The organism is Brotaphodocola sp. (assembly GCF_983179755.1).
Genome location: NZ_CFAHBC010000001.1, coordinates 106,615 through 131,752 on the forward strand (window position 1 = coordinate 106,615; position 25,138 = coordinate 131,752).

Consider the following 25,138-nt stretch of genomic DNA (forward strand, 5'->3'; position numbering starts at 1 on the left):
TTATTCCCTTAAATTTAGAAAGGAATGATACAGATTTAAAGTTCCATATCCCCACTGTCGATTTGGATAGCGGAAGGCAGGCTTGCGTCCGGAACCTCCGATCAGCATTGCCTTGACGGAGGTGCTTGTGAGGTAGGGCGCATTGCCATCGACAAATGCCCAGGAAAGGATAACAGCACAAGCACCTGCGGTGAGCCCGGCGGAGACGGAGGTTCCTGTTTTGCGGGTGAAGAGATTTTCAGGATCGGCATTGGGATCGTCCGATGAGGAAGCACCCTGCACATCGACACCCGGGGCGCACAGATCTGGTTTGATCGCGCTGGAGCGGGTGTACCCGCGACTGCTGTGAATGTAAATACTGTCGGATAGATGGTTGTAAGCCCCTACGGTTACAGGCATCTGCCCGTTTCCGGGATCGGTGATCGTCGTATCCGGATCAGATCGGAGAAAGATGGTTCGAGGAGCGATAAATGGATTTTGCGGAAGCCAGATATGGAACTGTCCGCTGAGATAGAGCACCGGATAGACACGGATGTGCCAGATCCCCGGAGATGGAGTCTCAAAGCGCAGAAAAATCAGCTGGCTTCCCGAAGAACTCTCATAAGTCTGATAGGTAAGCGCGATCTTTGTCGCGTCGAGAGCAAAGGTGATCTCTGTTTCTTTTCCGAGAACAAGGGGGACGCGCTCGATCTGCTCTCCGGACGGCGACACAAAACCAATCGTGTAGAGATCTGGCTCATTTGCCCAAAGTTCCATGCAAAAACCATTTTCCCCTTCTGAGACGCGAAGTTCCACATCGTCCCATTCTTCTTGTTCTGAAAGATTTCCCAGATAATGATGATGATATCCGGTCTCATTCCCGGCTCCTGCGACAGCGACAAGTCCCATTGAACTTGTGAGTGCCTGAAGCTGAAGGCAGAGCGGAGAAGTTCCATCGTGACTTCCCTGAGACGTTCCAAGCCCGAAGAGAAGGACGAGGGGCATCCGGCGATCACCTGCTAACCCGAGGAGAAAGCTCACCGCACTCATAATATCATTTTCCTGATAAGCAGGTACATCTGGAGCAATTAAAAAGAAATCACGCAGATATTGTTTTGCTGGTTTAAGTTTGACAACAGCAAGCTCTGCCTCAGGTGCTGAGCCGGAAAAGGCAGTCGGAGTCTGAATTCGGCTTCCACCGGCAATACTTGCAAGAAAGGTGCCATGCCCGTTCGTATCGCGACTCGGGACGAGTTCATAAGGATTTCTAAGACGCAGAGCGTTGTTAATGTCATCCTGTATGTATACAGTTCCGTAAAAAGGCTGAAAGCCAGAAACCGCCTGTGGTTCTGTATCAGAGGTGATTGTCTGATCCCAGATTCCGACGATGCGCGTGGTGCCGTCGGCACGGCGAAAAAGAGGACTCGTGTAATCAATTCCGGTATCGATGATTCCGATCATGACTCCTCGCCCCGATGCCCGGATTGCAGGTTGACGGACTGCATCAAGAACCCCACTGCTCTCAAGTGCTGTGGTATCCAACAGACTATAAAGTTTTGGAATTGCGGTGTAGGTGTAACGACTGATACTTAGAGGGAGAACACTCTCGAGAGGTGTGTGAACGATGGCAAATTCACGACTGATAAAATTGATACAGGTACTGCTTGTGAATTTGAATACCTCATCGCTTGTGCGTGAAGAATAACGAAGAATAAAGTCGGCATAATCTTCCGATGCCGGATCAAAGGAACAGGGGATCATGATAGAAAACTCCGGTGATTCGCTTTTATTCTCTTATATTTTATGGAAACAGAATGAGAATGACAGATCAAATTTAATTCTAAGAAAGAAATAATGAATAGGATGAATTGATTTGACGGAAAATTGAGCAAATAGTAAAATGAATATGGAGGCTTATCGGATATATTTTATTCCGCGGTCGGAGCCATAAGAGGCAGATAGAACAAAGCTCTTATTTCACAGTCGGAGCGGAGAGGAGAAGATATGATTTATTTATTCTTAATTGCGGGGATTGCAGGTGGAGATCTCGCACTTAAATGGTGGGTGGAGAAGCAGAATCCAGAGGATTTCCCGCGGGAGCTCAAGGGAAGCCACGGAAAAATCTGGCTTTACCGCAATCACAACGCGGGATTTCCATTTGGATTTCTCGAAAAGTATCAGCAGATTGTGCGCTTGATTCCACTTTCGATCATTTCTGGTCTGTTTGGCGTGTTTCTTTACCTGCTTCCGAAAAAGGGAGCACAGGCGCATGTTCAGAAGCTCGGGCTCTCGATTCTTCTCGGAGGAGCACTCAGCAATCTCTATGACCGGATGGTTCGTCATTACGTCGTAGATTATTTCAGCATCCGAATCGGGGCACTCAAGAAAGTTGTCTTCAATCTCGGAGATTTTGCAGTTTTCTTGGGGAGCGGAATCCTTGCAATGTTCGGGCTGGTTCAGGATGTGAGACAGACCCTTGCAAAGCATGCGGAGATGATGCAGGCGCATGCAGAAAAGAAGAAAGAACTCGGCGCGGTGGCGGAGCATGCCGGCGATAGGTTATAAGTTGGAGAGAGTCCGAGTCCACTCTTATCCCGCAATTCCACCGATCATTCCGGAGACCGCACAGCAGATTACGATGGAGATCAGTCGGCTTGAGTAACGGCTCTCCTCCTGTCCGAAAAGCCAGGAGACGGCGACTAGGACGAGCACATAGAGAAGACCGGTTAAAAGTCCCCAGAAAAAACGGCGTGATCGGATCAGGCGTGCGCTTGCGAATCCTCCGACAAGGCAGGAGAGCGCATAGACACCGAGGATTAACGTGCCGGTCATTTGCTCGGAAATCTGCATTTTCCACACTGCGAAGGAGAGCAGAAGCAAAAGAATTCCGGAGATGAGATAGGAGATCAGAAGAGAAGTGAGAAGCGCTTTGGGTTGAAAACGGGAAGAGGACATGACGATTTGATCCTTTCTTAGTTTATTTTTGAAAGTTTCCGGTTAAAAAATTCCTACCCGTATACAGGGAAGCAGAATCCACTACCATCATACAGAAAATCCTTGTAAAATATGAAAAATATCTTGACAGTGGGTAAGAATATCGATATAATGATATGGCGTGCAAATTTCACGCAATGTTTTTGTGTGCAAAAAGCAAAAGCTTGAATGTACAGCAACCAACAGACAATATCACAGGAGGTGAAAAGAATGCCAACATTCAACCAGTTAGTGAGAAAGGGAAGACAGACCGCAGTTAAGAAGTCTACTGCTCCGGCTCTGCAGAAGGGATACAACTCTTTACAGAAGCGCGCAATTGATACTTCTTCTCCGCAGAAGAGAGGCGTTTGCACCGCAGTTAAGACTGCTACCCCGAAGAAGCCGAACTCTGCACTTCGTAAAATCGCCAGAGTACGTCTTTCCAACGGCATCGAAGTTACAAGCTATATCCCGGGTGAGGGACACAACCTTCAGGAGCACAGCGTTGTTCTGATCCGTGGAGGAAGAGTAAAGGACCTTCCGGGTACCAGATATCACATCATCAGAGGTACTCTGGATACCGCAGGCGTAGCCAACAGAAAGCAGGCTCGTTCTAAGTACGGCGCTAAGAGACCGAAAGCTACCAAGAAGTAAGATTGACTGCATAACAGTCAGACTGCCCCTGGCAGTGTAACAGATGGAGCAGATTCCCGCAGAAGCGGAAATTCCGACTCCAATGTACCACTAACGTAAGTAAAAAGTGACTGCATATGCAGTTGCGCCGGAAGTTGATATTGACCTGTAGGTTGCAGGAAATAGATATTTACCCGCGCGAACACATTTTATGGAAACATGTGAGTACCGATGAATTAATGCAATTTATGATTAAGGAGGGAAGTAACGTGCCACGTAAAGGACATATTCAGAAAAGAGACGTATTAGCAGATCCTTTATACAACAATAAGGTTGTAACCAAGCTGATCAACAACATCATGCTGGATGGTAAGAAGGGTGTTGCTCAGAAGATCGTATACGGTGCATTTGGCCGTGTAGAAGAGAAGACCGGTAAGCCGGCAGTAGAGGTCTTTGAAGAGGCTATGAACAACATCATGCCTGTTCTGGAAGTAAAGGCAAAGCGTATCGGTGGTGCTACCTATCAGGTGCCGATCGAGGTTAAGCCGGAGAGACGTCAGACCCTGGCACTTCGCTGGATCACCATGTTCTCCCGTAAGAGAGGCGAGAAGACCCAGGAAGAGAGACTGGCAAACGAGATTATGGATGCAGCAAACAACACTGGCGCATCTGTAAAGCGTAAAGAAGACATGCACAAGATGGCAGAGGCTAACAAGGCCTTCTCCCATTTCAGATTCTAATAGGAGGATAAAGCTTTGGCTGGAAGAGAATATCCGTTGGAGAGAACCAGAAATATTGGTATCATGGCTCATATCGATGCTGGTAAGACCACTTTGACTGAGCGTATCCTGTATTACACTGGTGTAAACTACAAGATCGGTGATACTCATGAAGGTACTGCAACCATGGACTGGATGGAGCAGGAGCAGGAGAGAGGTATTACCATTACTTCTGCAGCTACTACCTGTCACTGGACCATTCATGGTCAGGATAACCGTCCGATCAAGGGACAGCCGGAGTATCGTATCAACATCATCGATACCCCTGGACACGTAGACTTCACTGTTGAGGTTGAGCGTTCCCTCCGTGTACTGGACGGCGCAGTAGGTGTGTTCTGTGCAAAGGGTGGTGTAGAGCCGCAGTCTGAGAACGTATGGCGTCAGGCTGATACCTACAACGTACCGCGTATGGCATTCATCAACAAGATGGATATCCTGGGTGCAAACTTCTACGGCGCAGTAGAGCAGATTCGTACCAGACTTGGTAAGAACGCTATCTGCTTACAGCTCCCGATCGGTAAGGAAGATGAGTTCAAGGGAATCGTCGACCTGTTCGAGATGCAGGCTTACATCTACAACGATGATAAGGGCGACGACGTTACCGTTTGCGAGATCCCGGATGATATGAAGGATGATGCTGAGCTGTATCACACCGAGCTGGTAGAGAAGATCTGCGAGCTGGATGATGATCTGATGATGGCATACCTTGAGGGTGAGGAGCCGTCCATCGAGGAACTGAAGAAAGTTCTGAGAAAGGCTACCTGCGAGTGTACCGCTGTTCCGGTATGCTGTGGTAGTGCATATAGAAACAAGGGTGTTCAGAGACTTCTGAACGCAGTTATCGAGTTCATGCCGGCTCCGACCGACATCCCGGCTATCAAGGGTGTTGATATGGAAGGCAACGAGATCGAGCGTCATTCTTCTGATGACGAGCCGTTCGCTGCACTGGCATTCAAGATCATGACTGACCCGTTCGTTGGTAAGCTGGCATTCTTCCGTGTGTACTCCGGTACTCTGAACTCCGGTTCTTATGTACTGAATGCAACGAAGGATAAGAAGGAGCGTGTAGGACGTATCCTTCAGATGCATGCTAACAAGCGTCAGGAGCTCGACAAGGTTTACTCTGGTGATATCGCAGCAGCAGTAGGATTCAAGAATACTACTACTGGTGATACCATCTGTGATGATCAGCATCCGGTAATCCTGGAGTCCATGGAGTTCCCGGAGCCGGTTATCGATATCGCAATCGAGCCGAAGACCAAGGCTGGTCAGGGCAAGATGAGCGAAGCTCTTGCAAAGCTGGCAGAGGAGGATCCGACCTTCCGTGCTTCTACCAATACCGAGACTGGTCAGACCATCATCTCCGGTATGGGTGAGCTTCATCTGGAGATCATCGTAGACCGTCTGCTGAGAGAGTTCAACGTTGAAGCAAACGTTGGTGCTCCGCAGGTTGCTTACAAGGAGACCTTTACAAAGGCTGTTGATGTAGATAGCAAGTACGCTAAGCAGTCTGGTGGTCGTGGTCAGTACGGTCACTGTAAAGTACACTTCGAGCCGATGGATCCGAACGGTGAGGAGACCTTCAAGTTTGAGTCTTCCGTAGTTGGTGGTGCTATTCCGAAGGAGTACATCCCGGCTGTTGGAGAGGGTATCGAAGAGGCTTCCAAGACTGGTATCCTGGCTGGATTCCCGGTACTGGGTGTTCATGCTAACGTATACGATGGTTCTTACCATGAGGTCGATTCTTCTGAGATGGCATTCAAGATCGCTGGTTCCATGGCATTCAAGGATGCTATGCAGAAGGCAGGTTCCGTTCTTCTTGAGCCGATCATGAAGGTTGAGGTTACCATGCCGGAGGAGTACATGGGTGATGTTATCGGTGATATCAACTCCCGTCGTGGTCGTATCGAGGGTATGGATGACGTCGGCGGTGGTAAGATCGTAAAGGCTTACGTTCCGCTGTCTGAGATGTTCGGTTACTCCACCGACCTGCGTTCTAAGACTCAGGGTCGTGGTAACTACTCCATGTTCTTTGAGAAGTACGAGCCGGTTCCGAAGTCCGTACAGGATAAGATCATTAACGAGCATAAGGGCAACTAATACTAATGCAATCCTTAGCCTCCAGACAGTTTTTTGAACTGTCCGGGGGCTGGAAAATAGGCTTGAAAATATTGCGCAAATAGCATATAATTGTAAACAGCCTAATTATAAATCAACAAGCCCAAATGGGCCCAATTAAGGAGGACGCTATAAAATGGCAAAAGCAAAGTTTGAAAGAACCAAACCGCATTGTAACATTGGTACCATTGGCCACGTTGACCATGGTAAAACCACTCTGACTGCAGCAATTACCAAGACCCTGCATGAGAGATATGGCACTGGTGAGGCTGTTGCATTCGAGAACATCGATAAGGCTCCGGAGGAGAGAGAGCGTGGAATCACCATCTCTACCGCACACGTTGAGTATGAGACTCCGAACAGACACTATGCACACGTTGACTGCCCAGGACATGCTGACTACGTTAAGAACATGATCACTGGTGCTGCACAGATGGATGGTGCTATCCTGGTAGTAGCAGCAACCGATGGTGTTATGGCTCAGACCCGTGAGCACATCCTGCTGTCCCGTCAGGTAGGCGTACCGTACATCGTTGTATTCATGAACAAGTGCGATATGGTTGACGATCCGGAGCTGCTTGAGCTGGTAGACATGGAGATCCGTGAGCTGCTGAACGAGTACGAGTTCCCGGGCGATGACACCCCGATCATTCAGGGTTCCGCACTGAAGGCTCTTGAGGATCCGCAGAGCGAGTGGGGCGACAAGATCCTTGAGCTGATGGAAGCTGTTGATAGCTGGGTTCCGGATCCGCAGCGTGAGACTGATAAGCCGTTCCTGATGCCGGTTGAGGATGTATTCACCATTACCGGTCGTGGTACCGTAGCTACCGGTCGTGTAGAGCGTGGTGTTCTTCATCTGAACGATGAGGTTGAGATCCTTGGTATTAAGGAAGAGGTTAAGAAGACCGTTGTAACCGGTATCGAGATGTTCCGTAAGCTTCTGGATGAGGCTCAGGCTGGTGATAACATCGGTGCTCTGCTTCGTGGTATCCAGAGAACTGATATCGAGCGTGGCCAGGTTCTGGCTAAGCCGGGCAGCGTTACCTGCCATCACAAGTTCACCGCTCAGGTTTACGTTCTGACCAAGGACGAGGGTGGTCGTCATACTCCGTTCTTCAACAACTATCGTCCGCAGTTCTACTTCAGAACAACCGACGTTACCGGCGTTTGCGAGCTGCCGGAGGGCACCGAGATGTGCATGCCGGGTGATAACGTAGAGATGACCGTAGAGCTGATCCATCCGGTAGCAATGGAGCAGGGTCTTCGTTTCGCTATCCGTGAGGGTGGTAGAACCGTAGGTTCAGGCCGTGTTGTTTCTATCGTTGAGTAATTAGAGTTTCTAATTATCTACCTTTAGAGCGCGATAAATAGGAGAAGCGTCAAATGACAAGATTTCTTGTTGTTTGGCGCTTCTTTTTGTGTTGTATATGGCAATTGCACATCATAACTGTATATGGTAACGGTATACGTTAATTGTGCATATCGCAGTTATATATCGCGGAAGAATGAGACCGTGACGCATCGGCTGATTTGTGCTATACTGAGTATGTTTCTATTTGAAATTGGGGATACCTTCCATGCATAGCATGCACTCCAGGAGTCTCCCTTGCACCTGCCTTTATGGTCGATTTTTCACAAAAACAGGCATAAAAAGATTCCGAGAGCACATTAGCGCGAAAAGGAGAGCTTCAGATATGACGAGAAAGAATTATAAGAGAGTGATTGCACCGCTTCTGGCGGTATTTCTGGCAGGAAATCTTCCGCTTGCCGTCTATGCGGAGCAGACGGAAATGAAAAATACGCAAATGGAAAATGCGGAGCAGAAGGCAAAGACAAAGATGCCGTTTTCCGCCCGGGTCTATGGTCCGGGAGAGGAGAATCTGTCCGCGTCCGATCCCTATGCTCGCTATCAGTGGGGACTCAAGAATGACGGGGAACTTCAGTATGTGGAGATCCAGAATAAGTTTGAGAACAGCAATCCAGAGCTTGCAAAGAGGATTGATCTTGCAAACTATCTCGGAATTCCGGCACCTGTTTCCGGTCCGGATGCCTATTATCAGGCGACGATCACCTCAGTAAAGGGAATCGACATCAACATTTTGCCGGCGTGGGAGCTGTACGATCAGGACACGACGTCGGAGCGAAGAAATGTCACAGTCGCTGTGATTGACACGGGAATCAATATCAATCATCCGGATCTGAAGGATTCGATCTGGACGAACGAGGGGGAGATTCCGGGAGACGGAATCGACAACGATGGAAATGGATATGTGGATGACGTGCACGGCTGGAATTTTTTCAACAACACGAATCAGATCTATGTAGGAAAAGAGGACGATCACGGGACTCACGGTGCAGGAACGATCGCGGGAAGCCGTGGAAAAGACGGAATTGCGGGAATCGCGGATAATAAGTATGTGAAGATCATGCCGGTCAAGGTGCTTGGAACCGACTACGGTCTCGGTGAGGAAGACGCGGTGATTCAGGCAATCGAGTATGCTGAGGCGAACGGCGCTTCAATCTGCAACCTGAGCTTTGGAACGACGACGTATTACCCGCATCTCGAGCAGGTGATGAAGGACTCCAAGATGCTCTTTGTCGTGTCTGCTGGAAACGGTGATTCTGCGGGAAAAGGCATCAACATCGATGAGACACCGGATTATCCGTCTGGTTTTGACTGTGACAACATTATTTCCGTTGCAAACCTCATCTTTGACGGAAACCTTGAGGCGAGCTCAAATTACGGCATCAAAAACGTCGATATTGCGGCGCCTGGAACCTACATCGTCAGCACGGTTACGGATGGATATGGCTTTATGTCGGGAACCTCGATGGCAGCGCCGATGGTGACCGGAGTGGCGGCGTTTCTGTATTCTTACCGCACCGACCTTGAACTCAAAGATGTGAGAGACGTGATTCTCAACTCAGCGCGAAAACTCGACACGCTAACCGATAAGGTTGCATGTGGGGGTATGCTTGACGCTTATTCGGCGATCACTTATGGAAAATAAAAAAAATAATCAAAGAATAATCAATCATCGGCGGATGCGTCACTGGCGCATCTCCGATATACAAGAACAAGATAAGATGCAAGATAAGACGCATGACAATAAAATACGCCCGATCGGCACTCACAACTTGCTTCAACATGTGATGCCTGGTCAGGCGTGTTTTTTGTATGACAGGAACTTGTGCCAAGGCACATTCTTTTCTTATTGTTCAAGTCGACGTTCGCGAGGATTTTGTGTGTGATTTTTTATTTCTAAAAATCATCATCAGAATTATTTTCTGCGGGATCAGTGGTCGTTACCTCATCATCAGAGTCCGGATTTATCTCTTCCCCGGTGTGCTCTAAAGTCTCATGAATCGCATTTCTCTGTTGCTCTCTGAGACGGGAATCGCGCTTCCTGCGCTCTGCCATCAACTTCTCGAAGGCATCCGTCTCACCGGCTTCCTGAAGGCGCTGGCGACGGCGCTCTCTGCGCTTTGCCATTGCGACTTTTTCTTCATGATGGCGATACAGAATCAGAAGAATCAGTGCGAGCACGAGAAGACCAATGATAGCGGCGACAATCAGAAGAATCGTTTGTGTGGAAGAGAGATTCAGAGACTGACCAAGACCAGTCTTCTGGTTATCAGTTTTCGTCTCATCAGGAGCTGTGGTCTCCGGTTCCGTGACAGCAGTGCTGCTCTCAACTTCCGGTTCGCTCGTCTCCGGCTCAGCGCCGTTGTTGACCTTGACGCCGTCCTTTGCAAGCAAAAAGGCTTTTCCGATTGCACGGTCATTGTAAGTGTATTTCAGAACTGCTGTTGCATTTGAGGGGAACTCATCCGGCAGGTAGTCGAGAGAGACCTCTGCGTCGTCAAACGAGGCATCATTTGGCAGGGTGATAACCTGGTCAGGTTCGATCTTTAAATCGGATGCCTTGAACGAGCCGGTGTTGAGATCAATCGTGGCATTTCCGGTCACATAGCGCTCCTCCGCATCTGCAATCACAACGTTTTTGAAATTGCGGAAGCCAAAGTCAAGGAGTGCCTGGGTGTCGAGGAAGTACTGGCGTGGCTGACCTTTCAGGATAACGGAGATCAGATGGCGACCATCCTGCTCGGCGTAGGTCACAAGCGTATTTCCGGCAGCCTGGGTGTAACCGGTTTTTCCGGCGACAGCGGACGGCGTGTAGAACTCACTTGAGGAATCCTCCGCAATCACGAGGCGATGTTCCTGCTGGAGTGTCTTTCCGTTTGGATTGTTTGTCGTCGGTGCAGTCTTGTAAGTGATCGTGGAGCTGATCTTTAAAAGCTCCTTGTTGTTGTAGGCAGCCTGACCGATCAGTGCCATGTCGTAGGCAGTCACATACTGGTCGCTGTTGCTCAAACCGGACGGATTGGCAAAATGGCTCTCCGTACAGCCGAGTTCCTTGATCTTCTCGTTCATCATGTCCACAAAGCCGGAAAGGCTTCCAGCCGTGTGAATCGCGAGTGCGTTCGCGGACTGGTTTGCGGAGACGAGAAGCAGGGAGTAGAGACAGTCCTCAACGGAGAGCTGATCGCCAGCGACGATGCTGAGCTTATTTCCGCTGTCCGGGTCAACGCTGTTGACGGCCTCGGTCGTGAAGTCGACGGTCTCATCGAGATCGCAGTTTTCGAGTACGACGAGGGCAGTCAGAAGTTTTGTGATGCTTGCCGGTGCGTAGGGAACGTGAATGTTCTGTCCGAAGAGAATCGCTCCGGAATCCATGTCCATCACGATGCCTGCCTCTGCCTGAATTCCGGTGTCAGCCGGCCAGTCAGGTCTGGCGAATGCAGTGATCGAAAAGATCTGGAAGGCCAGCAGAAAACACAAGATTTTTCTTATTTGCTGTTTCAATGGAATCCTCCTGTAATGTCTTGTTTTAGAAAAAATTTGCGTAAAATACCCGCATTTTACATGCTATTTTATCATAACTCATGGGAATAAAATATTCAACAAATATTGCAAAATTCCCCCTTTTCAGAAGAGTACTTTTGTAGTATGATATTACTCGCACCATATATAGTTGGACGAAAACAAACATTTAACAAGATATAGTAGGTAGGAGCGGGGAAGATGAGCACAGACGTGAAAAACAACGTAATTAAGCGAAATGGCAAGGAGGTTATCTTTGACGAGGCCAAGATTGTCAACGCAATTCGGAAGGCTAATCAGAGTGTGGACAAACTTCACCAGATGAACGATTATCAGATCAAGGCGGTTGCCGACACGATTGCCTCAACGGTTGACAAAGCAACCCATGCGATCAATGTGGAAGACATTCAGGACATGGTCGAGACCGGCATTATGGAGATGCGTGGTTATGAGGTGGCACAGAAGTATGTGCGCTACCGCTACAAGAGAGAGCTGACGAGAAAGTCGAACACGACGGACAATGGAATTCTCTCTTTGATCGAGCACATCAATGAGGAGGTCAAGCAGGAGAACTCCAACAAGAATCCGGTCATTAACTCCACACAGAGAGATTATATGGCAGGAGAGGTCAGTAAGGATTTGAGCCGTCGCGTTCTGCTCCCGGAGGAGATCGTGCATGCTCATGAGGAGGGAATCATTCACTTCCATGATACGGATTACTATGCCCAAAAAGAGCATAACTGCGACTTAATCAACCTTGAGGACATGCTTCAGAACGGAACCGTGATCAGCGAGACGATGATCGAGAAGCCTCACAGCTTTTTCACGGCCTGCAACGTGACGACACAGATCGTTGCACAGGTGGCGAGCAACCAGTACGGCGGTCAGTCGTTCACTCTGGCTCATCTTGCGCCGTTCGTGGACATCAGCCGTAAGAAACTGCGCAAGAACGTGATTGAGGAGCGCAAGGAGTGTGGAGAGTCCCTCGATGAGGCGATTATCGATAAGGTTGTCGAGAGACGTCTGCGAGAGGAGGTCAAGAGCGGAATTCAGACGATCCAGTACCAGCTGATCACGCTGATGACCTGTAATGGTCAGGCTCCGTTTGTAACTGTTTTCATGTACCTCGATGAGGTTCCGGAGGGACAGACGAGAGATGACCTTGCTCTGATCATCGAGGAAGTGATGATTCAGCGTATGCAGGGTGTCAAGAACGAGAAGGGCGTGTGGATCACCCCGGCATTCCCGAAGCTGATCTATGTGCTTGACGAGGACAACATCACCGAGGATTCCAAGTATTGGCATCTGACGGAGCTTGCTGCAAAGTGTACTGCAAAGCGCATGGTTCCGGATTACATTTCCGCAAAGATCATGAAGCAGATGAAGAACGGAAATGTTTACCCGTGCATGGGATGCCGTTCATTCCTGACCGTTGAGGATTCTCAGCGCAATGCAGACGGAAGCCACAAGTTCTATGGCCGTTTCAACCAGGGTGTTGTGACGATCAATCTGGTCGATGTGGCATGTTCTTCCGACGGAGATATGGAGAAGTTCTGGCAGATTCTCGAGGAGCGTCTTGAGCTCTGTCATCGCGCCCTGCGTTGCCGTCATGAGCGTCTTCTCGGAACGATTTCCGATGTTGCCCCGATTCTCTGGCAGAACGGAGCACTCGCTCGTTTGAAGAAGGGTGAGACGATCGACAAACTGCTGTTTGACGGTTATTCCACGATCTCTCTTGGCTATGCAGGTCTTCATGAGATGTGCGTTCGCATGATGGGTAAGTCCCACACCTCCCCGGAGGGCAAGGAATTTGCACTCAAAGTTATGCAGCGCCTCAATGACAAGTGCGCTGAGTGGAAGAAGGCAGAGAACATCAGCTACTCTGTATACGGCACACCGATGGAGTCCACGACCTACAAGTTTGCAAAGTGCTTACAGAAGCGTTTTGGCATCATCAAGGGCGTTACCGACAAGAACTACATCACGAACAGCTACCACGTTCATGTGACTGAGGAGATCGATGCATTCAGCAAGCTGAAATTCGAGTCCGAGTTCCAGAAGCTGTCCCCGGGTGGCGCAATCAGCTACGTTGAGGTTCCGAACATGCAGAACAACATTCCGGCTGTTCTGTCCGTGATGAAGTTCATCTATGACAATATCATGTATGCGGAGCTGAACACGAAGAGCGATTACTGTGAGTGTTGTGGTTACGATGGCGAGATCAAGATCGTCGAGGATGAGACCGGTAAGCTGATCTGGGAGTGCCCGAACTGCGGAAACCACAATCAGGATAAGATGTCCGTTGCCCGCCGTACCTGCGGATATATCGGAACACAGTTCTGGAACCAGGGACGCACGCAGGAAATCCGTGACCGTGTCCTTCACCTGTAAAACGTGTTTTTTTGATGCATAAATGTACATGGATTCAGCTGACAGAACAATTATACAGTTGATATATTTGAAGAAAATATGAGTGATGGTCAGTGATGGCGAAAATGGAGCTTGGCGAAAGTCAGGCTCCATTTTTTTATTACACGGTTTGTTGAAAGATGAGGGTGAAAAATATTTTACAAAGAAATACTCTTTTTTTGAAAATTCCGATCCCATGTACAGCAACTTTTGGTCAGCTCTGCTGACCGCTTCATCTCATCTTCCAATTGTCTTGAGAATCGGCGTGATTTCTGATATATTCGTATCATGAAGTATTGCAATTACAGGAAAAAAACAAAATAGTCACTAAAATAAACAACAACGATACGAAATGATACGGAGGAGAAGGATCATGTTTGGATTTGGGTATTATTCCCCGACAAAAGTAATCTTTGGAAAGGGTACAGAAAATCAGGTAGGGGAACTGATTAAGACGTATGGTGCGAAGAAGGTATTGATCCATTATGGCGGGAAGAGTGCTGTAAAATCAGGTCTGATTGACCGGGTAAAGGCATCTTTAAAAGCATCTGGAGTCGCTTATACGGAGCTGGGCGGAGTTGTGCCGAACCCGCGCTTGTCGAAGGTGAGAGAGGGAATTGAGCTTGGAAAGAGAGAGGACGTTGATTTTATTCTTGCAGTTGGCGGTGGCTCTGTGATTGACTCTGCAAAGGCGATTTCCTATGGATTGGCAGAGCCACAAAAGGATGTCTGGGAGCTTTTTGCAAAGAAGCGCAAGGCGGAGAACTTCCTGCCGATTGCGTCCGTTCTGACGATCTCGGCAGCGGGCAGTGAGACGAGCAACAGCTGTGTGATTACCAATGAAGAGACTGGAGAAAAGCGATCCTACAACGATGATATTGCCCGCCCCAAATTTGCGATTATGAACCCGGAGCTGACAATGAGTCTGCCAGATTATCAGACGGAATCGGGATGTGCAGACATTATGATGCACACGATGGAGAGATATTTTACGCAGGGCGGAAATATGGAACTCACCGATGAGATTGCAGAGGGACTTCTCCGCACGGTGATAAAATGTGCAAAAATTCTTCATCACGATCCGGAAAACTATGAGGCGAGAGCAGAGGTGATGTGGGCGGGAAGCCTGTCCCACAATGGACTCACAGGTTGCGGAAATGATGGCGGTGATTTTGCGTCCCATATGCTGGAACACGAGATGGGCGGAATGTTTGATGTAACACACGGCGCCGGTCTTTCCGCGATCTGGCCGAGCTGGGCAAGATATGTGTATAAAAATTGCCTGCCGAGATTTGTGCGCTATGCAACTCAGGTGATGGGAGTCACCCCGGAAGATACCGATGAAAAAACTGCGCTCAAGGGAATTGAGGCGATGGAAAATTTCTATCGCGAGATAGGAATGCCGGTCAACTTTAAGGAGCTTGGGATCGCGCCGACGGATGAGCAGATCAGGGAGATGGCGGAGTCCTGTGTGAGAGCAACGGGAGGTCATAAAGGCTCAGCGAAGGTTCTCTATTTAGAGGATATGATTGCGATTTATCGCATGGCAAATCAGGCATAATAGATTTAACACGCCGTGAGCAAGAAATTCCCCTGATTGATTTAAAATGGGTAGATCGGTGAGAGTGCTGGGAGACGACTCTCGTTGCGATCTCAGAGATCGTAGCACCGCTGTAAGTTGAGTTACATATTTAGGTTTGGGTAAGTGAGGCGAAAAGAGACATGGAAAGAGACTGGAAAGAATTGTTCTGCTGGTTTCACCGGCATCCGGAAATCGGCTTTCAGGAGCATGAGACGACTGCAAAAATCCGTGAGATTTTGAAGGAAGAGGGGCTTACTCTGCATCCAATTGAGCTAGAGACGGGTGTCATTGCGGTAGTGGAAGGCAAGAAGCCCGGGAATACAAATGGGAAAATAATCTGCCTTCGTGCGGACATCGACGCACTTCCGATTGAGGAAAAGACGGATCTTCCCTATGCATCGGAGTACCCGGGATGTATGCACGCCTGCGGTCATGATTTTCATACGACGGTGGCGCTGAAAGTAGCCTCTCTTCTAAATCAAAGAAAAGAGAATCTGGCAGGGAAAATTTATTTTGTCTTTCAGCCCGCCGAGGAAGTCGCCAGTGGCGCAGAATATGTGCGAAAAAATGGAAATCTGCCCGAATATTCGGAGGTTTTCGGCTTTCATGTGGAGCCGAGTCTTCGACCGGGGCAGGTATCGATCCAGCCGGGCAGTGTAATGGCAGCGGTGGATGGATTTCGGATTGACATCCGCGGAAAGGGGACTCACGGGGCGACTCCACAGTTGGGAGTCAATCCGATCACGACAGCCGTTTCGGTGGTGGAGAAACTTGGGCGCGTTGTTCCAGAGTGTTTGAGTCCACTCCATGCGGGCGTCGTCAGTGTGACACATCTTGAGGGCGGAGCAACCTGGAATGTGATTCCGGAAACTGCGTTTTTAGAGGGAACTGTTCGGACGATGGACGGGAAGGATCGAAGCCGGATTAAAGCGGAGATCTATCGGATCGCAGAATGCATGAACCAAGACGGGCGTGTACAGACGAAGGTAAGCTGGCATGAAGGTCCGCCTGCCGTCATCAATGACGAAGAACTGTGTGAATCGGCAAAAGATCTGGCACAAAAACATGGTCTGCAAAATGTGATTCTGGATCCGGCGATGACCGGCGACGACTTCAGCAAATTCGTCTCGGAGGGAAGCAATGTAAAAGGGCTTTATATCAAAGTCGGAACAGGACCGAGTGAAAATCTGCACAGTGATCGGTTTCGGGTGGCTGTGTCTGCCTTGGAGCAGACAGCGGAATTTTTAGCGGAGCTTTTGGAAAAGCAGACGATTCGTTCTTAATTGATGAAAAAGTAGAAATATTTTTAAATGGGTATTTGACATGTAAAAGTGCAGAAATATCTATGGCATGAAAAATATATTTTGGGAGAATGGGATTCTTGTAAATGGGAATTTGGTGGCACGGAATTATTTAAAGGTGATTCGATCAAGGAGTTTATTTTTAAATTTATATCAACAATAATTGCTTCTCCTAATGTAGCTTATCAAGCTATTAGAGAAAATACAAGAGTCGTTTGGCAGGTATTTGGAAATGTAGAATGGGATACTTGGGTATATTATTGAAGAGAATGATTATGGAATAATACCACATCAAAATTCTATCATTATGATTTGGTTTTCTCGTGTTTGGAGAAGAGATAAGAATTTTCTTTATGTTGTTCCTGTTATTTTTTATAACCTTTTAACAATGTTGTTATTATGCGGACCTAGTCATCGATACTTTTATTTTAATAATGTTATTTTCTTTCCAGTGTTGTTATTAATGTTAAAATAATTAGTATATAAATCTCCGTGATATCCGATTTAGTCACGGGGATTTATATACTATTATCTCTGTAACTATTTATTCTTCTTTTCTAATTGTTCTATGGTTTTCCAGAATTCTTCTTCATTCATATTTAAACGGTTTAACACCGTCTGCAATGGCAGTTCATTGTTACGAACAATTTCTGCATAAGTAAGGATTTTTCCTTCCATCAGCCCCTCTTCGCGTCCCTCCAGGATGCCTTCTTTTCGTCCATTTGCTTTTATACGATTTGCAACATCACACATATTTTTCAGCTCCTTTCTGTCTTCATCGGTTCTGATTAAGTTAGCGTATTCCTGGTCATTTGTCATTACCGATAAAAGTTTTAATACTTCATCTACATGTGTAAATTCTGTAAGATCATCAGGAATATAATCTTTACAAGTGCGCTTTTTTTGAAAGAAATTTGCGACAATTCGAAAATCACTGCAAAATTTTGCGATCTGTTCATCTGTCAGCCATGCGATATCAAATACATGAATTTTATAATCGTTTACGAAATCTTCCATTCCGTTTGGAATATTCATTAATTCTTTTAGACTTGTTGGGGCACTCCAAGGTTTTTCAGTGCCAAAGTGCAGAACAATTGTGACAACAGGAACGATGTCTGTTGAACGATCATGTAATTGACTACGATAACTTGCACCGTCGTATCCGAACATCCGGACAGGCATAAAGCGATCTACCTTTGTTTGATTTTCGATACCGAGAACGGCGAAGCGGATTCGGTTTGGACCATTCCAATATTTTGCAACATCGCGCTCTTGCTCATGTATTTTTGTATCATCTGCTTTATATTGAGAATGTACAGATGCATGGTCGAGGCTTTGCGGAGTAATTACTTGTTTTCCATCAAAGATTAGACCATTGATGATATCGGCAAAGACATCATTATAATCTTCAAGAATTTTTTCCGTTAAATCTTTTTGGCCCATGGGTCGTTCCTTTCTGCTTTTCATTTGTAATGGGCTTGGTTTAGAAAGGTTTCTAGTGATATTATATCATAAGTTTGCAAACTCAAAAAGAGAATGCGTCACGAAGATTTTAAGTGCTGTAAAAAATAAATGATACAGAAATAAAATGGAAAACAAAGTTTGAAGAAGCCGGGATTGACATCAGATAACCACAGGCGTATACCTCTTTTAATCCCAAATGGGATTAAAAGAGGAGGAAGAACATGGATCGAAATACACAAAAACTGCACGATCAGGTCAACTAGGCGATTATTCGGTGCCGAAGGGTTTACTCGATGTGGGCGAAGGAAAATCAGGTCAGCTATAATCGGATGCTGGTGCTTTATACAATTCGGGAATATGGATTTTGCACGCAGAAGCAGGTCTGTGATTCCTATCTGCTTCCGCGTCAGACGGTGAATCATGTGATCACAGAGATGAGAAAAGAGGGGATTCTTGAGATTAATAAAGAGAAGTCCTTTGGAAAAGAGAAGGCACTCGTACTGACAAAAACCGGGGAAGCATACTCGGAAAAACTTCTGTATTCCTTAAGCCTTATGGAGGAGCGGACAGTGAAGCGGATTGGAGAGGAGCGAATCCGGGAGATGACAGAACTTTTTATGGAGTATGATCGGATCTTGGAAGAGACGTTGGCGGAAACTTTGGGAAAGACGTTGGAAAAGGTTTCGGAAAAAACTTCAGAAAAGACTTCGGATGAAGTTTTAGATCTGACTTTGGAGGAAATGGATCATGAAAAAGGATGATAGAGCAGGAGCAGAGACAGAGCCTTTCCGGACAGAAAAAATCTCAAAGATTTTATTGAAAATTGCTCCTCCGGTCATGCTTGCACAGCTGATTCAGGCTATGTACAACATTGTGGACAGCTTTTTTGTGGGGCAGTATTCGGAAACAGAATACGATTAGAAGGTGGAAAAAATAGAAGAAAAGATAACAAGGGAATCGTAGCGTGCAGGACGGATGTGAGTAGATTTTGTGCAATGCAGAAACGGTAATGGAAAATGTGAATAAGGGATTCCTTGCACCTGCGTGGAATAAATGGTATAATGCTCCTCGAAGTAGGAAGCGTATGCCGGGATTTGCATTTGGAATGCATATTTGAGATCTGTATTTAAGATCCGCATTTGGGATCGATATGTAAGATCTGTATTTGAGATCTATATGCAAGGTCTGCATTTTCTGGCATGCTCGAGAGGAACGAAAGGAAATTTCATGTCTTCAGACAACGAATATGCAATTCAGGTACAAAATGTAAGTAAGATTTATAAACTATATGAGAAGCCGATTGACCGGCTGAAGGAATCTCTTAGCATCACCCATAAGAATTATCACAGGGACTTTTTTGCGCTGAGTGATATTTCTTTTAATGTCAAGAAGGGCGAGACCGTAGGCATCATCGGAACGAACGGATCGGGAAAGTCCACGATCTTAAAGATCATCACCGGTGTTCTGACCCCGACCTCCGGAAATGTGCGCGTCAGCGGAGTGATCTCGGCACTCCTCGAGCTTGGAGCCGGATTCAACATGGATTACACCGGAATCGAGAACGTGTTCATGAATGGAACGATGATGGGATTCACGAGAAAGCAGATGGAGGAGAAACTGCCGGATATTCTGGAATTTGCGGATATCGGGGATTTTGTCTACCAGCCGGTAAAGACTTACTCGAGTGGTATGTTTGTCCGCCTCGCATTTGCGCTCGCGATCAATGTTGAGCCGGAGATTCTGATTGTCGATGAGGCGCTCTCGGTAGGAGATGTCTTCTTCCAGTCAAAGTGTTACCGCAGAATGGAGGAGATTCGCAAGAACGGAACGACGATTCTGATGGTTACGCATGATATGGGAAGTGTCATCAAATACTGTGACAGGGTTGTTCTCTTAAATAAGGGACATTACGTCGCAGAGGGAGCGCCGGGCAAGATGGTCGATCTCTACAAGAAGATCCTTGCGAACCAGATGGGGGCGCTTGAGGAAGAGCTTGCCGAGATGAATGATTTCTCCGGTGGAATCGGGGATGAGGAGAATTCTGCAAAGTCAGGATCAGGAACTTCGGATTCTAAGACCGGAAAGAGTGCAGGTGGTCATCAGAAAACAGTGCATCAGGGATTGATGCGCGACAAGCTGACGATCAACCCGAGCAAGACCGAGTATGGAAATGGCAAGGCAGAGCTCTATGACTTCGGTCTGTTTGATGAGAGAGGAAACCTCACAAATCTGCTCCTCAAGGGAGAGTATTTTGAGATTCGTGAGCGCATTCATTTCTATGATACGATTCAGGCACCGATCTTTACCTATACAATTAAGGATAAGAAGGGTGCTGATCTGACGGGAACGAATACGATGTTTGAGGGAGCGGATATCCGTCCGGTCAAGGATGGAGATGAGTATGAGGTCTGCTTCCGCCAGAAGATGACGCTTCAGGGCGGAGAATATCTGCTCTCGATGAGCTGTACCGGATTTGAGCAGGGCGAGCACACGGTTTATCATCGTCTGTACGACATTGCCAATATCACGGTCATCTCCAACAAGAACACCGTGGGCGTTTACGATATGGAATCTGAGGTCGAGGCAGTTTTGAAGCCATCGGGCACGCAGGAAGAAAAAGGAAATTAAAAGCATGAAAAAGATTGATGAGGAAATACAGGCACTCTTAAAAGAGCACAAGGGAAATGTCCGGGAAATTCTCGAGCAGAATACGCGCCTGGATTATCTGTATGCGCTCTCCGGGCAGAGAGAGCTTCTGCTTGAGTGGTATGACTTTAAGTCGGACGCTTCTCTGTTGCAGGTCGGTGCGGATTACGGTGCGATGACCGGACTGTTCCGCAGAAGTGTGAGCCGGGTGACGGTTCTTGATGAGAGCAAGAAGGCGCTTGAGACCGTGCAGATGCGGTATCCGGGTGCGCCGAACATTCGCTATGAGGAGGGCACGCTCTCTGATTATGCGCAGAAGCATAAAAAAGAGGCGGAGGATGCCCAGAAATCAGAACAGAAATACGATTACATTGTGTTTGCGGGAACGCTTGAGGCTCCGTATGAGGAGCAGATTCAAACGGCGAAGTCCCTGCTTGCACCGGATGGAGTTTTGATTATTGCAGTTGCAAATACGCTCGGCATGAAGTATTTTGCCGGAAGCAGGGAGGATGAGAATGCACTTTCCAAGAAGCAGATTCTCGAGCTTCTCTATGGAATAGAAAAGACTGTGAGTATGTCCGGTCGGGCAGAGTTTTACTATCCGATGCCGGATTACCGCACACCGGTCAGTATTTATTCCGATCAGTATCTTCCGAAAAAGGGAGATCTGACGCGAGTGACGCCAGCGTATGATTATCCGCCGTATCACATGATGGATATGGGAGAGAAGTTTGATGAGGTCTGCGAGGCAGGTGTCTTTGACTTGTATGCAAACTCCTATCTTGTATTCTGGCAGGCGAACGCAAGCATGCAGGCAAGCGACCGCCGGATTTATATCAAGTACAATAAGACGCGCAGAGAGCAGTTCCAGATCAAGACCTGTATCTGTGAGCGACTGACTGAGCAGAGTGCACCGGCACCGTATGAGAATTTGCAGGAAGTGCAGGTTTCTGCTGGCGCAGGTACAGAGGGCGCAGAGAACAAGCAGTCGACAAGCACAAGTTCGGCATCGGTTCAGAATGCAGGAACTCCGGGTCACGCAAACAAAGTCTGGAAGCGCTATGTTGAGAAGTCGGCTCTGAGCCTTGACGGGGCAGAGCATATCTGGTCATTTGAGAAAAAGTATCGGGCACTGACCAATCAGCACCGTACGCTCAAGGTTGCAAAGGCATTCTGCGAGAAAAACGGAAATTCCGCGTATTTTCCGTATCTGAATGGACAGACCTGGGCGGAGAAACTCGGAGAGCAGATCCAGAACGGACAGGTTCCGGCGATGGCGCTTAAGGAGGCGATGGGGCAGATTTATGACATTTCTCCGGAGTATCGCAGTGCATTTTCAGAGACAGAGGAGTTTGACGAAGTTTTTGGAGTGAGGCTGACCGATGAGGAAAAGGGCGTTCTTGCGAGCGATACCGCCTGCAAGGTTTCCAACATCGATGCTCTGTTTGAAAATATGCTTCTCACAAAGAACGGTATTTTCTGCCTGGATTACGAGTGGGTCTTCCTGTTCCCGGTTCCGGAACATTTTGTGAAATACCGGATTCTGTACTATTTCTATGAGCAGTACCACAGCGTTCTCGGTCAGCTCGATCTCGACAGTGTGCTTGCAATGTTTGAGATCACACCGCAGATGGCGGAGATCTACCGCAAGATGGAGGAAAACTTCCAGAACTATGTGCATGGAGAAAATCAGCAGCTCTATCTTGGCAACTACATGGTTTATTCCCGCGGAATCCGCGAGATCCGCCAGACCGAGAGTGACCTTGCGCGTGCGAGAGAGCGCATTGAGCAGATGAAGATTCACAGCCGGGAGAAGGATGTCGAGATCCGCAAGATCACAGAGGTACAGCGGCTGACAAACAACCATGTGACGAACCTTGAGGCGATTATCGCGGCTCTGCGCCACGAGAACGGAGAACTCGGAAAGACGCTTAATTACCTCAACAAGCATGAGGCGATTCTGTTTAAGATTCGCCGGAAACTCGGCGACAAGTTCAACCAGAAATATCCGAGAGGATCGGTGGAGCGCAAACGCCTTTCTTATAAAAAGGAATACCTGATGCATCCGATCCGTTCGATGAAGTTATACTCGACTCCGGAGGGACGCAACCTGAGAGATGGAGATTTCAACATCGGAGAGATCTACCGTCAGCATGGAAAACTTCACTTTGAGAAAGCAGAGAACCCGCAGGTATCGATCGTGATTCCGGTTTACAATCAGATTCATTACACCTATGCGTGCCTGCTCTCGATTCTTGAGCATACGAAAGATGTGACGTATGAGGTGATCATCGCGGATGATGTGTCGACCGACGCAACCTCTCGTCTCGGTGAGTTTGCGGAGGGGCTTGTGATCTGCCGAAACAGCACGAACCAGGGCTTCCTCAGAAACTGCAACAATGCGGCGCGCCATGCCCGTGGTAAGTATGTGATGTTCCTCAACAACGACACGCAGGTGACAGAAGGGTGGCTCTCTTCGCTCGTTCAGCTGATCGAGTCTGACTCGACGATCGGAATGGTAGGATCGAAGCTCGTATACCCGGATGGACGACTTCAGGAGGCAGGTGGAATCATCTGGAGCGATGGTTCCGGCTGGAATTACGGTCGTCTCGATAATCCGGATAAGCCGGAGTACAACTACGTCAAGGATGTCGACTATATCTCGGGAGCGGCGATTTTGCTGTCCGTTGATCTGTGGAAGCAGATCGGAGGTTTTGACACCCGATTTGCACCGGCATATTGCGAGGATTCCGATCTCGCATTTGAGGTCAGAAAAGCCGGATACCGCGTGGTTTATCAGCCACTCTCAAAAGTGATTCATTTCGAGGGCGTTTCCAACGGAACCGATGTGCAGGGAACCGGACTCAAGCGTTATCAGGTTGCAAACTCCAAGAAGCTTAAGGAAAAGTGGGCAGAGGAGTTTAAGAAGCAGTGTGAGAATGATGGCAATCCGGATCCGTTCCGCGCACGTGAGCGCAGTAAGGGCAAGCCGATTATTCTTGTCGTTGACCACTATGTGCCGACCTACGACAAGGATGCCGGTTCCAAGACGACGTTTGAGTATCTGAAGATGTTCATCAAGAAGGGATTTGTCGTAAAATTCCTCGGTGATAACTTCATGCATGAGGAGCCGTACACGACGACGCTCGAGCAGATGGGAATCGAAGTGCTCTACGGACCGGAGTATCAGGTGAAGATCTGGGATTGGCTCAGAGATCACGGCGATGACATTGCAGTCGCTTATCTGAATCGTCCGCATATTGCATCGAAGTATGTCGACTACATTCTCGACAACACGGATATCAAGGTGATTTACTATGGTCATGATCTGCATTTCCTCAGAGAGAGCAGAGAGTACCAGATCACCGGAGATCCGAAGATCCGCGAGAATGCCGAATACTGGAAATCCGTGGAGCTGACGCTGATGAGCAAGGCAGCGGTTTCCTATTACCCGTCCTATGTGGAGCGTGATGCGATCCATGAGATCGATCCGACGATCAATGTCAAGGACATCACAGCTTATGTCTTTGATGAGTTCAAGAGTGATATTCAGGAAGATTTTGCGAAGAGGGAAGGACTGCTCTTTGTCGGAGGTTTCGCACATCCGCCGAACGCTGATGCCGTTCTGTGGTTCGTGAAGGAGATCTATCCGCGGATTCGTGAGAAGATGCAGGCACTCGGTCAGACCCCGCCGGATTTCTATGTGGTCGGATCGAAGGTGACCGATGAAATCAAGGCGCTTGCAGAGCCGGGAAATGGCGTGATCATCAAGGGCTTTGTCTCGGAAGAAGAGCTGAGCGAGCTCTATGCGACGAGTCGAATCGTTGTGGTTCCTCTGCGGTATGGAGCAGGCGTAAAGGGTAAGGTTGTCGAGGCAATCTACAACGGAGCGCCGATCGTCACGACATCTGTCGGAGCTGAGGGAATTCCGAATGTCGAGGATGTGCTTCTCGTCGAGGATGATCCGGAGCAGTTTGCCAAGACGACGGTTCGCCTCTACCAGAATCCGGATGAGTGCCGTGCGCTCTGTGAGAAGACTCAGACCTATATCCGCCAGCATTTCAGCATGGATGCGGCGTGGAAGCGGATTGAGGATGATTTTAAGAGATAAGATCTAAATGTGAAAATTTTGGGGGCTCCTCAGGCGGGTAAAGTCATGCAAACGCGCTTTCGCTCCGGGTTTGCCTGCACTTTCCCGCCCTCGGAGCCATAGATGGTTTACAACAGAGATATTGTGATAGTTTGTGTATATAGGATTATATATAGGCTGAAAAAATTTGGGGGAGAACCTGCCAGGAAGAGAGACGTATTCCTGGTGGGTTTTTCGTTTCTAAAAAAAACTCTTATTACAGATTTATGAAGTGGGTGG

At 48.0% G+C, this 25,138-nt stretch carries 18 protein-coding genes and 2 pseudogenes; 16 read left to right on the forward strand and 4 right to left on the reverse strand.

What is annotated here, in order from left to right; genetic code table 11:
- Nucleotides 1–1,740 carry a S8 family peptidase gene (locus AC4EVX_RS00450; protein ID WP_490159344.1) on the reverse strand — a complete coding sequence of 580 codons (1,740 nt, stop codon included), beginning with the start codon at nt 1,738–1,740 and terminating at the stop codon, nt 1–3.
- Nucleotides 1,741–1,983: 243 nt separating this feature from the next.
- On the opposite strand from AC4EVX_RS00450, the gene AC4EVX_RS00455 reads away from it, so the two are divergent.
- Nucleotides 1,984–2,544, forward strand: coding sequence for a signal peptidase II (locus AC4EVX_RS00455; RefSeq protein WP_490159345.1), 561 nt, complete (start codon nt 1,984–1,986; stop codon nt 2,542–2,544).
- A gap of 39 nt (nt 2,545–2,583) precedes the next feature.
- Here AC4EVX_RS00455 and AC4EVX_RS00460 read toward each other — a convergent pair.
- Nucleotides 2,584–2,934 (reverse strand): annotated as a pseudogene (locus AC4EVX_RS00460) (TIGR04086 family membrane protein); the annotation flags it as partial.
- A 249-nt stretch (nt 2,935–3,183) separates the two neighbouring features.
- Between AC4EVX_RS00460 and rpsL the strand changes: the two are divergent.
- The 5 genes from rpsL (at nt 3,184) to AC4EVX_RS00485 (ending at nt 9,493) form a co-directional block, all read left to right on the forward strand.
- Nucleotides 3,184–3,606 carry a 30S ribosomal protein S12 gene (gene rpsL / locus AC4EVX_RS00465; protein WP_177977076.1) on the forward strand — a complete coding sequence of 141 codons (423 nt, stop codon included), beginning with the start codon at nt 3,184–3,186 and terminating at the stop codon, nt 3,604–3,606.
- Nucleotides 3,607–3,854: 248 nt separating this feature from the next.
- Entirely contained in the window at nt 3,855–4,325 is a 471-nt protein-coding gene (gene rpsG, locus AC4EVX_RS00470) for a 30S ribosomal protein S7 (protein ID WP_308450927.1), read from the forward strand.
- 15 nt (nt 4,326–4,340) lie between these two features.
- Complete coding sequence (gene fusA, locus AC4EVX_RS00475; RefSeq protein WP_308450928.1) at nt 4,341–6,464, forward strand: elongation factor G; 2,124 nt, start codon at nt 4,341–4,343, stop codon at nt 6,462–6,464.
- 154 nt (nt 6,465–6,618) lie between these two features.
- Nucleotides 6,619–7,812, forward strand: coding sequence for an elongation factor Tu (tuf, locus tag AC4EVX_RS00480; RefSeq protein WP_308450929.1), 1,194 nt, complete (start codon nt 6,619–6,621; stop codon nt 7,810–7,812).
- Nucleotides 7,813–8,176: 364 nt separating this feature from the next.
- The gene (locus tag AC4EVX_RS00485; RefSeq protein WP_490159346.1) at nt 8,177–9,493 is read left to right on the forward strand and encodes a S8 family peptidase; all 1,317 of its coding nucleotides are present in this window, start codon (nt 8,177–8,179) and stop codon (nt 9,491–9,493) included.
- Between the two features lie 251 nt (nt 9,494–9,744).
- Here AC4EVX_RS00485 and AC4EVX_RS00490 read toward each other — a convergent pair whose 3' ends face one another.
- Nucleotides 9,745–11,349, reverse strand: a complete 1,605-nt coding sequence (locus AC4EVX_RS00490; RefSeq protein WP_490159347.1) for a D-alanyl-D-alanine carboxypeptidase family protein — start codon at nt 11,347–11,349, stop codon at nt 9,745–9,747.
- Nucleotides 11,350–11,568: 219 nt separating this feature from the next.
- Here AC4EVX_RS00490 and nrdD point away from each other — a divergent pair, with 219 nt between their 5' ends.
- The 5 genes from nrdD to AC4EVX_RS00515 all read left to right on the forward strand — a co-directional run bounded on the left by nrdD (nt 11,569) and on the right by AC4EVX_RS00515 (nt 16,923).
- Nucleotides 11,569–13,758, forward strand: a complete 2,190-nt coding sequence (gene nrdD, locus AC4EVX_RS00495) for an anaerobic ribonucleoside-triphosphate reductase (RefSeq protein ID WP_177976791.1) — start codon at nt 11,569–11,571, stop codon at nt 13,756–13,758.
- An 85-nt stretch (nt 13,759–13,843) separates the two neighbouring features.
- On the forward strand, nt 13,844–14,068 hold the full coding sequence (locus AC4EVX_RS00500; protein ID WP_490159348.1) for a hypothetical protein: 225 nt from the start codon (nt 13,844–13,846) through the stop codon (nt 14,066–14,068).
- A gap of 81 nt (nt 14,069–14,149) precedes the next feature.
- Entirely contained in the window at nt 14,150–15,337 is a 1,188-nt protein-coding gene (locus AC4EVX_RS00505; protein WP_490159349.1) for an iron-containing alcohol dehydrogenase, read from the forward strand.
- 161 nt (nt 15,338–15,498) lie between these two features.
- A complete protein-coding gene (locus tag AC4EVX_RS00510) occupies nt 15,499–16,641 on the forward strand; it encodes an amidohydrolase (protein ID WP_177976793.1) in 1,143 nt (380 codons plus the stop codon).
- Nucleotides 16,642–16,722: 81 nt separating this feature from the next.
- Nucleotides 16,723–16,923 carry a hypothetical protein gene (locus AC4EVX_RS00515; RefSeq protein WP_177976794.1) on the forward strand — a complete coding sequence of 67 codons (201 nt, stop codon included), beginning with the start codon at nt 16,723–16,725 and terminating at the stop codon, nt 16,921–16,923.
- Nucleotides 16,924–17,199: 276 nt separating this feature from the next.
- On the opposite strand, the gene AC4EVX_RS00520 is transcribed toward AC4EVX_RS00515, so the two are convergent.
- Nucleotides 17,200–18,102 carry an Rpn family recombination-promoting nuclease/putative transposase gene (locus tag AC4EVX_RS00520; protein ID WP_177976795.1) on the reverse strand — a complete coding sequence of 301 codons (903 nt, stop codon included), beginning with the start codon at nt 18,100–18,102 and terminating at the stop codon, nt 17,200–17,202.
- A 314-nt stretch (nt 18,103–18,416) separates the two neighbouring features.
- On the opposite strand from AC4EVX_RS00520, the gene AC4EVX_RS00525 reads away from it, so the two are divergent.
- The 5 genes and pseudogenes from AC4EVX_RS00525 to AC4EVX_RS00545 all read left to right on the forward strand — a co-directional run bounded on the left by AC4EVX_RS00525 (nt 18,417) and on the right by AC4EVX_RS00545 (nt 24,880).
- A complete protein-coding gene (locus AC4EVX_RS00525; RefSeq protein WP_490159350.1) occupies nt 18,417–18,884 on the forward strand; it encodes a hypothetical protein in 468 nt (155 codons plus the stop codon).
- The gene (locus tag AC4EVX_RS00530) at nt 18,871–19,044 is read left to right on the forward strand and encodes a hypothetical protein (RefSeq protein WP_177976789.1); all 174 of its coding nucleotides are present in this window, start codon (nt 18,871–18,873) and stop codon (nt 19,042–19,044) included. Before AC4EVX_RS00525 ends, AC4EVX_RS00530 begins: the two co-directional genes overlap by 14 nt.
- Nucleotides 19,045–19,350: 306 nt before the next feature.
- Nucleotides 19,351–20,751, forward strand: coding sequence for an ABC transporter ATP-binding protein (locus AC4EVX_RS00535; RefSeq protein WP_308450936.1), 1,401 nt, complete (start codon nt 19,351–19,353; stop codon nt 20,749–20,751).
- A 4-nt stretch (nt 20,752–20,755) separates the two neighbouring features.
- A pseudogene (locus AC4EVX_RS00540) lies at nt 20,756–21,232 on the forward strand (class I SAM-dependent methyltransferase); the annotation flags it as partial.
- A 345-nt stretch (nt 21,233–21,577) separates the two neighbouring features.
- Nucleotides 21,578–24,880: a glycosyltransferase gene (locus tag AC4EVX_RS00545; protein ID WP_490159397.1), complete on the forward strand. Its 3,303-nt coding sequence runs from the start codon at nt 21,578–21,580 to the stop codon at nt 24,878–24,880.
- Nucleotides 24,881–25,138 lie beyond the last annotated feature (258 nt).

Excerpts from the sequence above, each read along its gene's own strand:
- AC4EVX_RS00450 (WP_490159344.1), bottom strand. The coding sequence starts at position 1,740 with ATGATCCCCTGTTCCTTTGATCCGGCATCGGAAGATTATGCCGACTTT.
- AC4EVX_RS00455 (WP_490159345.1), top strand. The coding sequence starts at position 1,984 with ATGATTTATTTATTCTTAATTGCGGGGATTGCAGGTGGAGATCTCGCA.
- rpsL (WP_177977076.1), top strand. The coding sequence starts at position 3,184 with ATGCCAACATTCAACCAGTTAGTGAGAAAGGGAAGACAGACCGCAGTT.
- tuf (WP_308450929.1), top strand. The coding sequence starts at position 6,619 with ATGGCAAAAGCAAAGTTTGAAAGAACCAAACCGCATTGTAACATTGGT.
- AC4EVX_RS00485 (WP_490159346.1), top strand. The coding sequence starts at position 8,177 with ATGACGAGAAAGAATTATAAGAGAGTGATTGCACCGCTTCTGGCGGTA.
- nrdD (WP_177976791.1), top strand. The coding sequence starts at position 11,569 with ATGAGCACAGACGTGAAAAACAACGTAATTAAGCGAAATGGCAAGGAG.
- AC4EVX_RS00500 (WP_490159348.1), top strand. The coding sequence starts at position 13,844 with ATGGTCAGTGATGGCGAAAATGGAGCTTGGCGAAAGTCAGGCTCCATT.
- AC4EVX_RS00505 (WP_490159349.1), top strand. The coding sequence starts at position 14,150 with ATGTTTGGATTTGGGTATTATTCCCCGACAAAAGTAATCTTTGGAAAG.
- AC4EVX_RS00510 (WP_177976793.1), top strand. The coding sequence starts at position 15,499 with ATGGAAAGAGACTGGAAAGAATTGTTCTGCTGGTTTCACCGGCATCCG.
- AC4EVX_RS00520 (WP_177976795.1), bottom strand. The coding sequence starts at position 18,102 with ATGGGCCAAAAAGATTTAACGGAAAAAATTCTTGAAGATTATAATGAT.
- AC4EVX_RS00525 (WP_490159350.1), top strand. The coding sequence starts at position 18,417 with ATGTGGGCGAAGGAAAATCAGGTCAGCTATAATCGGATGCTGGTGCTT.
- AC4EVX_RS00530 (WP_177976789.1), top strand. The coding sequence starts at position 18,871 with ATGAAAAAGGATGATAGAGCAGGAGCAGAGACAGAGCCTTTCCGGACA.
- AC4EVX_RS00535 (WP_308450936.1), top strand. The coding sequence starts at position 19,351 with ATGTCTTCAGACAACGAATATGCAATTCAGGTACAAAATGTAAGTAAG.
- AC4EVX_RS00545 (WP_490159397.1), top strand. The coding sequence starts at position 21,578 with ATGCAGGCAAGCGACCGCCGGATTTATATCAAGTACAATAAGACGCGC.